At 35.7% G+C, this 13,517-nt stretch carries 13 protein-coding genes; 10 read left to right on the top strand and 3 right to left on the bottom strand.

Translation table 11 applies throughout. The features are described 5' to 3' along the window. Positions 1-140 precede the first annotated feature (140 nt). The 3 genes from EZV73_RS10540 to EZV73_RS10530 all read left to right on the top strand — a co-directional run bounded on the left by EZV73_RS10540 (position 141) and on the right by EZV73_RS10530 (position 5,132). The gene (locus EZV73_RS10540) at positions 141-2,384 is read left to right on the top strand and encodes a U32 family peptidase (RefSeq protein ID WP_240840273.1); all 2,244 of its coding nucleotides are present in this window, start codon (positions 141-143) and stop codon (positions 2,382-2,384) included. Positions 2,385-2,466: 82 nt separating this feature from the next. Beyond that, positions 2,467-3,816: a TldD/PmbA family protein gene (locus tag EZV73_RS10535; protein WP_240840272.1), complete on the top strand. Its 1,350-nt coding sequence runs from the start codon at positions 2,467-2,469 to the stop codon at positions 3,814-3,816. Next, complete coding sequence (locus EZV73_RS10530; protein ID WP_240840271.1) at positions 3,816-5,132, top strand: TldD/PmbA family protein; 1,317 nt, start codon at positions 3,816-3,818, stop codon at positions 5,130-5,132. The genes EZV73_RS10535 and EZV73_RS10530 overlap by 1 nt, the downstream gene beginning before the upstream one ends. A gap of 35 nt (positions 5,133-5,167) precedes the next feature. Here the strand turns inward: EZV73_RS10530 and EZV73_RS10525 are convergent, their stop codons facing one another. From EZV73_RS10525 to EZV73_RS10515, 3 genes are read right to left on the bottom strand one after another with little or no spacing between them, the layout of a single operon-like run. After that, the gene (locus EZV73_RS10525; protein ID WP_240840270.1) at positions 5,168-5,908 is read right to left on the bottom strand and encodes an amino acid ABC transporter ATP-binding protein; all 741 of its coding nucleotides are present in this window, start codon (positions 5,906-5,908) and stop codon (positions 5,168-5,170) included. 1 nt (position 5,909) lies between these two features. Further along, positions 5,910-6,647, bottom strand: coding sequence for an amino acid ABC transporter permease (locus EZV73_RS10520; protein WP_240840269.1), 738 nt, complete (start codon positions 6,645-6,647; stop codon positions 5,910-5,912). Between the two features lie 11 nt (positions 6,648-6,658). Then, positions 6,659-7,453 carry a transporter substrate-binding domain-containing protein gene (locus EZV73_RS10515; RefSeq protein ID WP_240840268.1) on the bottom strand — a complete coding sequence of 265 codons (795 nt, stop codon included), beginning with the start codon at positions 7,451-7,453 and terminating at the stop codon, positions 6,659-6,661. A 189-nt stretch (positions 7,454-7,642) separates the two neighbouring features. Here EZV73_RS10515 and EZV73_RS10510 point away from each other — a divergent pair, with 189 nt between their 5' ends. From EZV73_RS10510 to EZV73_RS10480, 7 genes are read left to right on the top strand one after another with little or no spacing between them, the layout of a single operon-like run. Beyond that, entirely contained in the window at positions 7,643-8,626 is a 984-nt protein-coding gene (locus EZV73_RS10510) for an aromatic ring-hydroxylating dioxygenase subunit alpha (RefSeq protein ID WP_240840267.1), read from the top strand. Continuing rightward, a complete protein-coding gene (gene yqeK / locus EZV73_RS10505) occupies positions 8,613-9,218 on the top strand; it encodes a bis(5'-nucleosyl)-tetraphosphatase (symmetrical) YqeK (protein ID WP_240840266.1) in 606 nt (201 codons plus the stop codon). The genes EZV73_RS10510 and yqeK overlap by 14 nt, the downstream gene beginning before the upstream one ends. A gap of 55 nt (positions 9,219-9,273) precedes the next feature. Then, on the top strand, positions 9,274-9,813 hold the full coding sequence (locus EZV73_RS10500; protein ID WP_240840265.1) for a GNAT family N-acetyltransferase: 540 nt from the start codon (positions 9,274-9,276) through the stop codon (positions 9,811-9,813). Further along, the gene (locus EZV73_RS10495) at positions 9,794-10,666 is read left to right on the top strand and encodes a GNAT family N-acetyltransferase (RefSeq protein ID WP_240840264.1); all 873 of its coding nucleotides are present in this window, start codon (positions 9,794-9,796) and stop codon (positions 10,664-10,666) included. Before EZV73_RS10500 ends, EZV73_RS10495 begins: the two co-directional genes overlap by 20 nt. Continuing rightward, a complete protein-coding gene (locus EZV73_RS10490; protein WP_240840263.1) occupies positions 10,666-11,208 on the top strand; it encodes a hypothetical protein in 543 nt (180 codons plus the stop codon). Before EZV73_RS10495 ends, EZV73_RS10490 begins: the two co-directional genes overlap by 1 nt. Further along, complete coding sequence (locus tag EZV73_RS10485; protein ID WP_240840262.1) at positions 11,198-11,584, top strand: VOC family protein; 387 nt, start codon at positions 11,198-11,200, stop codon at positions 11,582-11,584. The genes EZV73_RS10490 and EZV73_RS10485 overlap by 11 nt, the downstream gene beginning before the upstream one ends. Next, positions 11,581-13,515: a transporter substrate-binding domain-containing protein gene (locus EZV73_RS10480; protein WP_240840261.1), complete on the top strand. Its 1,935-nt coding sequence runs from the start codon at positions 11,581-11,583 to the stop codon at positions 13,513-13,515. The genes EZV73_RS10485 and EZV73_RS10480 overlap by 4 nt, the downstream gene beginning before the upstream one ends. The last annotated feature ends 2 nt before the right edge of the window (positions 13,516-13,517 follow it).

Raw genomic sequence — 13,517 nt, 5'->3', positions numbered from 1 at the left:
ATGGTATATATAAGATGTATTCTCTTAGTGACAAAGAGGATGACTTCATATATACTTGAACATGCGTCTAGTTATTTAGCTGGCGAGTGTCACATGAATATGTGAAATAGGATATAAACGACTGATAGAAAGAAGAAAAAATGACTGAATTATTAGCACCAGCAGGGAGTATAGAATCACTAAAGGCTGCCATATCAAATGGTTGTGATGCCATTTACTTGGGCATGCAGAAATTTGGTGCACGTGCCTATTCATCTAACTTTGATATTGAAACTTTAAAAGAAGCAGTCAAATATGCCCACCTTAGAAACGTAAAAATATATGTAACAATGAACACGATTGTATTTGAAAATGAAATTGAAGAAATGAAAGACCAGATGCGTGCTTTGAATGAAATCCATGTGGATGGTATTATTGTCCAGGATTTGGCGGCTCTGGATTACGTAGTGAACAACTTTATAGATATGGAAGCCCACTGTTCTACCCAAATGGGGATAGATGATTTAGACGGTACCTTGATGTTAAAAGAAATGGGGGCCAAAAGAGTTGTTTTATCTCGAGAGGTTGCCTTTGAAAAAGTAAAAGAAATCAGAAAACAGGCCAAGTTACCCATAGAGATTTTTGTCCATGGTGCGCTGTGTGTCTCTTATTCTGGTAACTGTTTGATGTCGGGGTTAATAGGCTATCGATCTGGCAATAGAGGCAGATGTGTAGGTTCTTGTCGTAAAGCATACGAAATCATCGATAAGACCAATGACAGTGTTTTAGGTAAGTATTATATCTTATCGCCTAAAGATTTAAATACCATTGATTATATAGACGATTTAAGAGCAATTGATTCCCTTAAAATAGAAGGTCGAATGAAGGAACCTGCTTATGTAGCCAATGTTGTTTCTAAATATCGAAAGGCCTTAGATGGTCGTATAAATGTAAGCGATAAAGAGGATCTTAGTAAAACATTCTCTAGAACATTTACAAAAGGTTACTTGTTCCATGAAAAGAAAAAAGACTTAACCAATGTATCAAGACCTAATAACTTTGGATATGAAATTGGTAGAGTAAGTGGGAAAGTAAAGAACAAGTATGAAATAAGTCTGTCAAAACCGCTCAATCAAAATGACATCATCAGAATCAATCATAATAATGAAGATGTTGTTTTAACAGTGGCAAAGCTGTATGACCAAAATGATAACTTAATCAACAAGGCAGAGAAGGTCTGTTATATTAAAATCAAAGAGAAGCTGTCAAAGGGGGACCTTGTTTATATAACAAAGGATTATGCTTATTATAAAACATTAAATGCTTCAATGGAGAAGGAGTTTAAACGCTTTAATCTTGATATGAGAGTCTATGCATATCCAGGATCTAAGCTGATTATTGATGCTGAAGGATTAGGTTGTAATTATTACTATGAAAGCGACCAAGTACTTGAAGGTGCCATCAACAATCCAACAAGTAAAGATCAAGTGATCAAGCAGTTATCTAAATTAAATGATACTATTTTTGAACTAGGTCATGTGGACTTTGATGAAGCAGATGCCTTTGTTCCAGCAAAGCTTTTAAACCATGCTAGAAGAGAAATTGTTGAAGCCTTGTATCAATTGAAACTGGATAGTCACAAGAATCGTAAAAAGGTCTTAAAGGACAAGGAAAAGATAAGTTTTGAACAGAGTTCGTCTTATCTAACAGCCAGTGTAGCTACGAAAGAACAGTATGAAGCATGTATAAATAGCGGCATTAAAGAAGTCTACTATAAGAACATTGTAAGAAGAAATCAAAACACATACACTGAAAAAGAGGGTCAACTTCTGATAGGTGGTTATGGTGGCATTCATCATTATAAAGATTCCAATCCTTTTGTAACAGATTATTCCATGAATGTTGTTAACTCAGGTGCTTGTTATGAGCTCTATAAGTTAGGTGCCAAGCGTGTAACCTTATCTTACGAACTTAACAAGAAACAAGTGGATAGTCTGATTGATGCTTATCATAAAGAAAATGATGGTTATCCTAGATTAGAGATGATAGTTTATGGGCGTGCACCCCTATTATTTACAAAGTACTGTCCTCTTGAAAAGATGGATCTGTGTGGTAAGTGTCGAACAAATACTTATGAACTAAAAGATGAACATGGTTCCTTTCCAATTATGTCTCATGAGGATTGTACAACCACCATTTTAAATGGCAAGACCCTGAATCTTTTAGATGAACTTAAAAACATCAAGGGCATTGAAGCTTTCAGGTTGAACTTTACAAATGAATCCAGTGAAGAAGTTATAAAGATCATTAAGCAGGCTGCTGGTAAATTAGATGGTTCCATTCAAGCATCTGTTTTTAACAAGAAGACCCATACAAGAGGTCATTACAATAAAGAAATTTTATAATAGGTCCCAGTGACCTATTTTTATTTTAATTGATATTTCGTGTGGCGAATTATATGCTATACTGGGTATTAAGGAGGACATTATGTTAAAAAAATTAAAAGATGCCTTAAGTGATGAAGGCTATCAAGATTTGCGATTTGAAAAACTAAAGAACTTATCCATTAACATAAGAAACGATGAAGTAAAATCAGTAGAGATTATTGAAAAAGAAGGTGGCCATGCTAGAGCACTTGTAGGTGGTGGCTTTGGGACTTTATCCTTTAACAAGCTAGACCATGCAAAAGAAAGTATAGCTTCGTGTCTTGTTTTTAGTAAGGAGATACCAGGCAGTATGACTTTAGCACCTGCGCCACTTGTAGAGGATGAGGTTGTATTATCTATTGAAATGGATCCAAGAGATCTTACTTTAGATGAAAAAGTTGACCTTTTAAGATCTTATGGAAAGATGGCATCAGAGGTGCCTGGTCTATCTATTTGCGATATTGAGTACATAGAACTCTATAAGGAAAAGTACTATGTTAACAATGAAGGCACACAGATCAGACAAGAGCAGATGTCTGTTGCAGCTAACTTTAGAATGACATCTAAAAATGACAAGTTAACTCAACAAACAAGACTTTCATTAGGTGGCGGCGCCAACTTTAAAGAGATAATGAACCAGGATCAGGCTGTTATGCAAAAAGCCAGACAGACGGTAGACTTATTAGATGCGGAACCTGTTATAGCAGGTGATTATGATGTTGTTTTAGATCCGACCGTAGGTGGCCTCTTTATTCATGAGGCTTTTGGTCACTTAAGTGAAGCTGACAATCTTTTAAGAAGTGAAGCCTTAAGAAAGACCATGACCCTGGGTACTACTTTTGCTACCAGTGAGCTTAACGTCATTGACGATCCGACTGAAGAAGGACATTCAGGCTCTTTTGTTTATGACGATGAAGGTGTAAAGTCAGAAAAATCATACTTGATTAGAGATGGTAAATTAGCCGGTAGACTTCATTCAAGAGCCACATCTGGTCTTACTGGTGAACCTTTAACAGGTCACTTTAGAGCTAAGAACTATGCCTATACACCTATTATCAGGATGGGTAATATTTATATAGATACTGGCAAGGATACATACGAAGATATCATATCTTCTACAAAAAATGGTTTGTATCTTTTCGGTACAGCAGGTGGTCAAACATCTGGAGACATGTTTACCTTTGCAGTACAGGGCGGTTATAAGATTGAAGATGGTAAGATTACTTCCATGGTCAGAGATATCATTTTAACAGGTAACTTGTTTACTACCTTAAAAAACATTGATAAGATTGGCAATACACGTACAATGAGTAAAGGTGGTGGCTGCGGTAAAGGTGGTCAGATACTTAGAACTTCTTGTAAGGGATCGCCTTATATCAGAATCAAAGGCATGTCAGTAGGGGGTAAATAATGAAGAATTTATTTGACTATATTAAAACGCAAGTGGACGATGCTGAACTTTATAAAAAGGCAGATGAGATTATCTCTATAGAGATAAAACAAGGTCATATAAAGGCCGTTGATGGAAAAGATGTTGTAGGTTATTCTTTAAGAATGAATAAAGACGGTAAGGGCGGTACTGCTGTATCATCTAGTGAAGATGATACAAGTATTGTAGATAGAGCCATTACCTCTTCTAAATACAGAACAGGTAAGCCTTTTAAATTTCTTCATGAGGAAGCGGGTAATGTTCAGTGTTATGACAGCAAACTTGCTGAAATGACTGCTAAGGAACTGATTGCTATTGCCAAGTCTATTAATGACCGTTTGAATAAATTTGGTGACATTACAAGTCAAATTTCACTTGAAAGAACCATTAGTCATGTGGAAATGATGAACACAGTCGGGCTATCTGATGCATATAAAAAGACACATTTAAAAGTAGCCATTGCAACCATGTCTGAGTCTGGTTTTGTACAAAATGCCTATACAAGTGCTTTTTCTTCATATTTTGAGATCTCTGATAAACAGTTAGAAGACATCGTAAATAAACACATGATTTCAAATAAGACGCATCAAGTTGAGACTAAACGTATGCCTGTAGTCTTTAGTGGTAAGGCCATGGGAGCTTTGATGACGAGACTTTTAGCAGGTGTTAACGGTGAGTTTATTTCAAAAGGTGTATCACCACTTGAGGATAAAAAGAATCAGGTTATTGCTTCAGACATTTTAAATATTTCTGATGAAGGCAACTTGCCGCAGGGCTTTGCGACAATAAAGTTTGATGACGAAGGTACACCGACTTCTAAGACAACAATTATAGAAAAGGGTGTTTTAAAGAACTTTTTAAATAGCGTTTCGTCATCAGAAAAGCTTGAAGGTAAAGTGACAGGGAATGCTCAGAAGAAAACCATGTTTTCAAAGGAGATTGAAAATCAGCCTTTACTGGATTCAACGAACTTTATGGTTCATCCAGGGAAGACAAGTGATGCAGATATCATAAAGGACATAGATTATGGTATTTATGTAGACGGTGTTATGGGCACCCATACAGGCAATATTCCTGCTGGTGAATACTCTCTAAATGTCAGCATTGGCTACCTGATTGAAAAGGGTAAGTTGACAGGTAAGGTTGTAGATGCCATGGTATCAGGTAATATCTATGAAGACCTCTTTAAGATTAAAGCGGTTGGTCAGAAGCTAGAGCTGATGAATGTTGTCTTCTATCCGATGGGCTATTCACCTATGGTTAGATTTGATGAGATCAATGTTGTTGGTACAAAGTAAATAACTTAAACAATAAGAGACGCCATTTGGCGTCTCTAGTCATTTTGATTAAAAGGTAAAACCTTATTTAAGAAATTTTGCAGTTTTTCTGAACTAGGCTTATCTAAAATTGATTTAGGTCCATGTTCAATAATTTCACCATCATCCATGAAGATGATGTAATCTGCTACTTGCTTAGCAAAACCTATTTCATGTGTAACTATAACAAAATCCTTTTTTTCTTCAGCCAGTTTCTTAACAGAAGAAAGCACCTCATATGTTAATATTGGATCAAGTGATGATGTGGGCTCGTCAAGTAAAATGAGTTCCGGCTTAATAGATAAAGCTCTTACAATGGAAACTCTTTGAGACTGGCCACCACTTAGTTGGTGTGGATACTTATCTTTGTGATCAAATAAATCAAAGTCTCTTAAGAGCTGGTGAAGCTCTGGTAATACATCTTCATGTTTTCTATGGTGAACTTTTTCTAAGACCAATAATAAGTTATCCATCACTGTTAGGTGGTTAAATAAGTTATGGTCTTGAAAAACGAAACCAATACGTTTTCTGTAGGCTTCAGCTTTTGCATCATCAGTTTCAACAGTGTGATCATTGACACATAACTTGCCACCTTGAAAGGGTTCAAGTCCTGCAATTAACCTGAGTAAGGTAGACTTACCTGAACCAGATGCACCTAGAAATGCAATGATTTGTTGGTCGTCTATCTTTACACTGATGTCTTTTAAGACGGTTTTATCACCGTAAATTTTCTTTAAGTTTTCTACATTTAATTTCATCTTACACCGTATAATTTGCTTTCTCTTCTAATTTCCTTACCATCAAAATTAAAGGAATAGTGATTATCCAATAACCGATAGACACAATAATAAAACCTTCTTGTGACTTATATGTTGCAGCCATGATTTGTTGTACTGAGTTTAGAAGTTCTGAAGTGCCCATATAACTCAGGAGCGAAGTACCCTTAATGGTTAATGCAAACTGACCTGCTAAAGGAGGAAGAATAGATCGAATGACTTGAGGAAAAATGATGTAACGATAAGTTTGGTACTTGTTAAAACCAAACATCTTTGCTGCCTGCCATTGATTGATGTGTATAGACTCTATAGCACCTTTATAAATATCTGCGATATAAGCGGATATATAGAGACCTAATGTTAAACTTCCTACAAGGATTTTATCTGTGATATTAAAAGAATTACCAATATAGTAATAGGCTACTATAGCTATTACCAGTAGTGGTGTTGCAAATACAAGGGTTTTATGAATTTCAGCGATATAATGTAATATCTTAATATTTGATTCTTGCATAAAGTATATAATCAGACCGATGACAAGTGATAACGAAATAGAAATAAGGCTGATGAACACCGTTGTGAACCAGCCTTGTAGAATAACGTTACTGTAAACTTGATAGTCACTAAAGTCTAAATCGCGATTGAGCGATTTGTACATAACATATGCAAAAAATAGTAAATAGAGTGCGATTGCTGCTGCGAAGCTAACTACTTTTTTCATTGTGTTCCTTTCTAGAAGAAGAACTCTAAACCGTTCTCTTCGAATTCTTTAATTTTGTCTTTTAGGTACTCTTCTCTAATCGTATCAAAAGTACCATCTGTTTTGGCATCTTTTAGCCAAGCGTTGATTTTTTCTCTTAAATCATCTTCGCCTTTTCTCATTGCAATACCCCAGCCCTTTGTATTAGGTAGTGGTTCTAAAATTGCCACTGTAGACTCTGGGAAATTCTTTTGATGATTTACAATTGATAGTGGATCATAGATAAATACATCAGCGTTACCCTGTGCAACTTCTAGTACAGCACTGGCTTCCTCATCAATATTCTTGATCTGAGCCTCAGGCGCATTTGCTGCAGCCCATAAGGCACCAATTGTACCAGTCTTACAAGAAATGATTACATCTGGGTCGTTTAAGTCGGTGTATGACTTTACTTTAGAATCCTTATGTGCAAGAAGCATTAACTGGCTTGTTGTGTAAGGATCAGAAAAATCAACAACTTCCATTCTCTTTTCATTAATTGTCATTGAAGAAATGATGATATCGATGTTGCCGCTTTCTAAAGCTGGAATTAAACTTGGATAAGCAGTATCTACGATTTCAACTTCCATGCCTAAGTGTTTACCAAGTGCCTCAGCCATTCTTACTGATACACCTTCAGGATTTCCATCAACATCTATTGTTTCAAAAGGTGGGTATTTAAGTTCCATACCAACTCTTAAAATAGTATCCTCTTCCGATTCAGATGAACAAGAGATCATTGTTAGAACAAGTAGTAATACAAGCATTAAAATGCTCAGTTTTTTCATGTTTGCCTCCTTTATGATAGTTACGTTGTTATTTATACCTAATATTTCTGCAATTCAAACATAAAATGAATAGGATAAGAACATTAGTTCTAAAATTACTACTTTTTTAGTATAAATCTAATTTTAAAAATATACAAGTTAAATTTTAGAAATAGGTAATAATGGGTAGAAATGAAGTGGAGGCTATTTATGATAAAAAATCAATGGTATGTTGTACTCGGGTCAAATGAGGTAAAAAGAAAGCCTGTAGGGGTTACCAGACTCAATGAGAAACTTGTTTTTTATAGAGACACAAAAGGCAAAGTCCACTGTTTAAAAGACCGGTGTGTTCATAGAGGTGTCAGCTTAAGCCTTGGTGAGGTTTGCGGTGATGATCTTATATGTCCTTTTCATGGCTTTGAGTATGATCACACGGGTAAAGTAAAAGTCATACCGGCTTATGGAAGAAACTATCAAGTACCTGACCGGTATAAGGTTGTCTCTTATGAAACCTATGAGTCCCATGGTTATATCTTTATATACTATGGTAGTAGGCCTGATTCTGAACCCAGTTATTTTACTGACCTTGAAGGTTTTACATACTCTGAAATGTCAGAAGTCTGGTCTGTGCATTATTCAAGAGCTATTGAAAACCAGCTGGATGTGGTCCATGTGCCATTTGTTCATCATAACACCATCGGTAAAGGTAAGAAGTATGTTGTAGATGGTCCTTTGATTCAGTGGTTGGATGAAGAAAAGTTTGAGTTTTACGTCTATAACCGTATAGAAGATGGTACAATTGCTAAGAAGCCAAGTGACATGAGACCGCCTGATCCTGAAAAAGACTTTAGACTGGCCTTTAAGTTTCCAAATCTTTGGCAAAATTACATTGATGACAAGATAAGAATTACAGCAGCTTTTGTACCCATTGATGAAGACCATACAAAGATTTACTTAAGGTTTTATCAATGTTTCTTAAAGGTTCCACTATTATCTGTTTTGGTTAACGAACTGGCTATGATCTTTAATCGAAAGGTCCTCCATCAAGACCGGCGAGTTGTTTTATCACAAGTACCGAAGAAGTCCATGCTAAAAATGTCAGATATCTTAATTCAAGGAGATCTGCCGATTTTAACATACAGAAAGAGAAGAGACCAACTATTAAAACTAGGAGAAAATCATGAAATACAATAATTTAGTAGAAGAGTTAATGTCAAATAATCCAATTGAAGAAACTTTAGAAGAATTATGTGAAAGGGCCGATCAGTTAGACTTATATGATCATATGGAACATGTTGCGTCTATCGCAAGAGACTTATGTGATCAGTTTAAGCTAGATCCAAAACTCGGTTACATGGCAGGTCTTTTACATGATGTTGGCAAGCTGATTAATATCGAAGACTACACGCAGATATTAGATGATAAAGGCATTGTTGTTACGGAAGAAGAACTGTCTATTCCAGAACTGTTACATGGGAAGGTATCAGCACTTGTGGCTAAGGAAGTTTTTCATTTAGATGAAAATACAGTATCTGCCATTAAGAACCATACAACTCTTAGAAAGAAGCCGAATGAGCTGGAGAAAATCATATTTATCGCAGATAAAATGACTTTAACAGATGAGGATTTTGTTGATAATATATCAGATTTAGTTTTTCAAAATCTAAATATTGCCTGTTACAATGCACTGGCTTATATCATTGATGAAGTAGAAGCTAGAAACGGAAAAGTTCTTTCAGATACTTTGGAAGCTTATCTCTTTTTTAAAGGAAGCGTCCTCTTTTAAATCGAACATTGTTCGATTTTTTCTTTTGTGCTAATCTGTTAATGGGGGATCAAATATGGAATTAATCGTAGATGAAAATATAGTATTAAAATCAGTTGAAGAAAAAGATGCAGCCAGCTTATTTCATATAGTTATGAAGAACCTAGAGCGTTTTAAGCCTTGGTTTGGATGGGTCCATCAGATAGATTCTGTTCAGCCTATAGAAAACTTTGTAAAAGCCTGTATAAACAATGAAGATAAAGTCGGTTATGCCAGTATGGTTATTTTTTATAACAATCAGCCTGTAGGTTTTATCGGTCATCAAAACTACAAGTCCTTTAACAAGAGTTTGCAGTTAGGTTACTGGCTTGATCAAGCACATGAAGGTAAAGGTGTCATGACTAAGTCAGTCATAAAGATGATCGATTATGCCTTTGAACTTGGTATGAACAAGGTCGAAATCTACTGCGCAAGTGACAATGTTAGAAGTCGAAAAATTCCTGAAAGGTTAGGTTTTACAGAGGAAGGGACAATTAGAGCAGCTGAACTGATAAACGATGTTTATTTAGATGATGTGGTGTATGGGGTATTAAAAGATGAGTGGATTAAAGATTAATATACATGAAATGAAAAAAAGAGACCATAAGTATGTTGTTATAGTAGCTATGAAAGATGATGAACTTATCATGGTTAGACATAAGGACAGACAGACCTATGAGATTCCAGGCGGTCATGTTGAAGAGGGAGAGACCTTGTTTGAAGCAGCGAAAAGAGAACTCTACGAAGAAACAGGTGCTATAGAATATGAGATATGGCCTATTGGTGATTATTCAGTAAATGATTCTTACGGCAGACTCTTTGGTGCAGATATAAAAAGGATTGGCCCACTTCCGGATTCGGAAATTGTAGAAGTGACGACCCTTAATGACAAGATGACATGGACTTATGAAAAAATACAACCATTCTTAAAATCATTTGCAGATAGGTATTTAAAAATAAGAATGCTTGAAAAAGAGGATGCAGAAAGCTTTAAAAACCTTCTTCTTTCCTTAGATCATGAAACTAAGAACATGATGTACGAACCTGGAGAAAGACAAGTTACAAGAGATAGCCTGAGAGAAAGAATCGAGCCAGGTAGCTTTGTTATAGAGGACAATGGCTTAAAAGGCTTTATAAGCTTATCCAGAGGTAAATGCAATCGTATCAAGCATTCTGGCTACATTGTTATGGGCATACTTAAGTCGCATAGTCATCTGAAGTATGGTACGCTCTTATTTAACAAAGCTTTATCTTATGCAAGATCTATTGGTCTTCACCGTTTGGAACTGACAGTTATGGTTCATAATGAAGCGGGGCTTTCTCTTTATAAGAAAATGGGTTTTGAAATCGAAGGTGTAAAAAAACACAGCATGTTTGTTGATGGCAAGTATGTTGATGAATATTATATGGCAAAACTTTTGGAGGCATGATGAAAAAGAAAATTATAGTATCTGTAATCATAGGCATTCTAGGTATCCTATCTTTTACAGGCTTCTTGGTGTATTCGATAATGGGTATGGCTGATGGCCTTTTGTTTGAAGCACCGAGTCAAATGACTCATAACTTTGAAGAGGGCACTTATACCATTTTTCATGAATTTAAGAATATTAATAGTGGTAGTGTGACAATATCTTCTTATGAAGACCTGAATGGCTTGAACATTGTAATTAGAGATCAAGGGGGAAAGACTATCCCTATTTCACCTGCTGTGGGTTCTACTACTTATAATATTAACAATCGATCTGGAAGAGGCATTTTTACTTTTGACATTCCTCTTTCAGGTGAGTATCATATAAGTACAGAGTCTAATAAAAACGTCGTTTTAAATATCAGTCAGATGACTGCCGGAGGTATCATTAAAATGGTCTTTACTGCCTTAGGTATTATGTTTTCTACAGGCATATTGATATTAATTGTGTTACTTAAAAAAGCGAAACCCAAAGATGAGGATTATGATCGATATGAGGATTAATCATGTAACTTATACAGTCTCTGATATTTCAGAGGCTCTTATTTTTTATAACAAAGTATTTGATAAAAAACCTGTAGCTGTAAGCGAAAAACTTGCCTATTATGACTTAGATGGTTTATGGTTTGCATTAAATGTAGAGGACAAGTCAGGTGAATCTTATCAGCATGTTGCATTTGACTGTGATGATATTGAAGGCTTAAAGATTAGGCTTGATGAGGCTGGCCTTACTTATTCTTTAGGAAGAAAAAGGCATATAGATGAAAAGCCATCCGTATACCTTAGGGATCCTGATAAGAATCTCATTGAGTTTCATGCAGGCAGCCTTGAAGATAGGCTGAAACACTATAGTACTAGGAAAGATGTGACAGTTTTATGAAAAGACGCTTAATAATTTCATTGTTCCTGATTGTCATATCAGGCATACTTTTAACCATCGCCAACAACAACTATATATACTCTAATAATGATTGGTCCATGATCTTTAGATCCAACAAGCTTACTCAAGAAGAAAGAGACTGGTTAGATAAAAAAGAATATTTGGTTTATTCTTCAGACTATGCTTCGCCGCCACTGAGATTCATTGAGGATAACTCAGGTAGGTACATCGGTATCGTTGTTGACTATATGGAGTCTCTTTCTAGAGAACTGGATATAGAAATCAAATTACAGCCAGATATATGGCAGACTGCCCTTGATAATCTAGAGGCGGGGACTGTAGATATGGTGGACCTTTATCCGTCGGAAATACGTGCTAAAAAGTATAATTTCACCAATGTCATCTTCTATCAGAATGCCGTTATGGTTGTAAAAAAGTCAGATGACACCATTGGTGGGGTTAAGGATTTAGATTATAGAAGAGTGGCAGCACAGACTGGTGACTTTGTAAATGAGTTTCTTAATGAGAAAGCACCGGATGCTATTGTTGTCAATACAAATGATTACAGCCAAGCTGTGAAGCTTTTAAAGGATGGCGAAGTGGATGCCGTTGTTGGTGATGAAAGTGTTATCAATCATTTTTTAAACTTTTATGATATGAAAGAAGATTTTGAAATTCACGATGAACTCCTTTATGAAAATACATTTGTTATTGGAGTACCTAAGTCAGAACCTGAGCTTGTGGCTATTCTAAACAAGGGAATTATTGCCCTTAACAAACAAGAGGAACTGACTAGAATCCAGCAGAAGTGGTTTGGTATTTCTACACCCATTGCCAATCCAGAAGGCTTTGACAAGTATGTCATTCCAATCATATTTATCGGTATTTTAATCATCATTGGTGGTTATCTATTTTACGCTTGGAATGCTTCTTTAAAAAGAGAAGTTGAAATAGCCCTTGAAGCATCAGAAATGGCCTTACAGACGACTTTTGATGGCTTAAGGCACTTGATGATTGTACTGGATAAAAACGATAAGATCATCAATGGCAATAAGGCTTTTTTCAATACCTTAGAAGCAACACGGCATGAGGTCATGAACAAGCCCTTAACACAATTTTTAGATATCAATATAGAAAAGGACAAGGAGTTTTCTAAATACAACAAGTTTTATGAAGTCAGTGTGCATGATATTGACAAAGATGGTCAGTCTCATATTGTTATGTTAAAGGACATTACCACAAGAAAAATCAATGAACGCCAGATGATGACAGCCAATAAGATGGCTGCAGTTGGCCAATTGGCAGCAGGGGTGGCACACGAAATTAGAAATCCCCTTGGTCTTATTAGAAATTATACCTACGTCCTAAAGAAGAACCACGACGAAAGCATAAGAGACAAGTCTTATGAAATGATTGAAAAATCAGTTGAACGTGCCAGTTCGATTATAGATAATCTCTTAAACTTCTCTAGAATTTCTGGTATAGAGGTATCGTCTTTTAATCTCTATGATTTTGTAAAGAGCATCATTGAACTTCTAGAAAAGAAATTATCTAAAAAGAGAATTGATATAGAATTTACTTGTGACAAAGACTTGACGGTTATTTTGAATCTGGAGTCTATGAAACACATACTTATAAATTTGTTATCTAATGCTATAGACGCAATAGGGGAAAATGGTGTATTGTCAATACATTGTTATGTAGAAGAAGAAAAGCTCATTATTAAGATAAAAGACAGTGGGCATGGCTTATCAAAAGAGGCTTTAAGCCAGTTGTTTCATCCCTTCTATACGACAAAACCTCCAGGTGAGGGTACGGGGCTAGGCTTATATATTGTTTATACTGAGATCGAAAAACTTGGTGCGACAATTGATGTAAGCAGTGAAATTAATGTTGGTACGGAATTCACGTTAGAATTTCCATATAAATAAAG

This window comes from Acidaminobacter sp. JC074 (assembly GCF_022496765.1).
Taxonomy (GTDB): Bacteria; Bacillota; Clostridia; order Peptostreptococcales; family Acidaminobacteraceae; genus JABXKX01.
This window is presented reverse-complemented; position numbering and strand designations above follow the sequence as displayed.

Coding starts and splice junctions, on each gene's coding strand:
- EZV73_RS10540 (WP_240840273.1), top strand. CDS start 141: ATGACTGAATTATTAGCACCAGCAGGGAGTATAGAATCACTAAAGGCT.
- yqeK (WP_240840266.1), top strand. CDS start 8,613: ATGAAATACAATAATTTAGTAGAAGAGTTAATGTCAAATAATCCAATT.
- EZV73_RS10510 (WP_240840267.1), top strand. CDS start 7,643: ATGATAAAAAATCAATGGTATGTTGTACTCGGGTCAAATGAGGTAAAA.
- EZV73_RS10500 (WP_240840265.1), top strand. CDS start 9,274: ATGGAATTAATCGTAGATGAAAATATAGTATTAAAATCAGTTGAAGAA.
- EZV73_RS10530 (WP_240840271.1), top strand. CDS start 3,816: ATGAAGAATTTATTTGACTATATTAAAACGCAAGTGGACGATGCTGAA.
- EZV73_RS10515 (WP_240840268.1), bottom strand. CDS start 7,453: ATGAAAAAACTGAGCATTTTAATGCTTGTATTACTACTTGTTCTAACA.
- EZV73_RS10495 (WP_240840264.1), top strand. CDS start 9,794: ATGAGTGGATTAAAGATTAATATACATGAAATGAAAAAAAGAGACCAT.
- EZV73_RS10520 (WP_240840269.1), bottom strand. CDS start 6,647: ATGAAAAAAGTAGTTAGCTTCGCAGCAGCAATCGCACTCTATTTACTA.
- EZV73_RS10535 (WP_240840272.1), top strand. CDS start 2,467: ATGTTAAAAAAATTAAAAGATGCCTTAAGTGATGAAGGCTATCAAGAT.
- EZV73_RS10485 (WP_240840262.1), top strand. CDS start 11,198: ATGAGGATTAATCATGTAACTTATACAGTCTCTGATATTTCAGAGGCT.
- EZV73_RS10490 (WP_240840263.1), top strand. CDS start 10,666: ATGAAAAAGAAAATTATAGTATCTGTAATCATAGGCATTCTAGGTATC.
- EZV73_RS10525 (WP_240840270.1), bottom strand. CDS start 5,908: ATGAAATTAAATGTAGAAAACTTAAAGAAAATTTACGGTGATAAAACC.
- EZV73_RS10480 (WP_240840261.1), top strand. CDS start 11,581: ATGAAAAGACGCTTAATAATTTCATTGTTCCTGATTGTCATATCAGGC.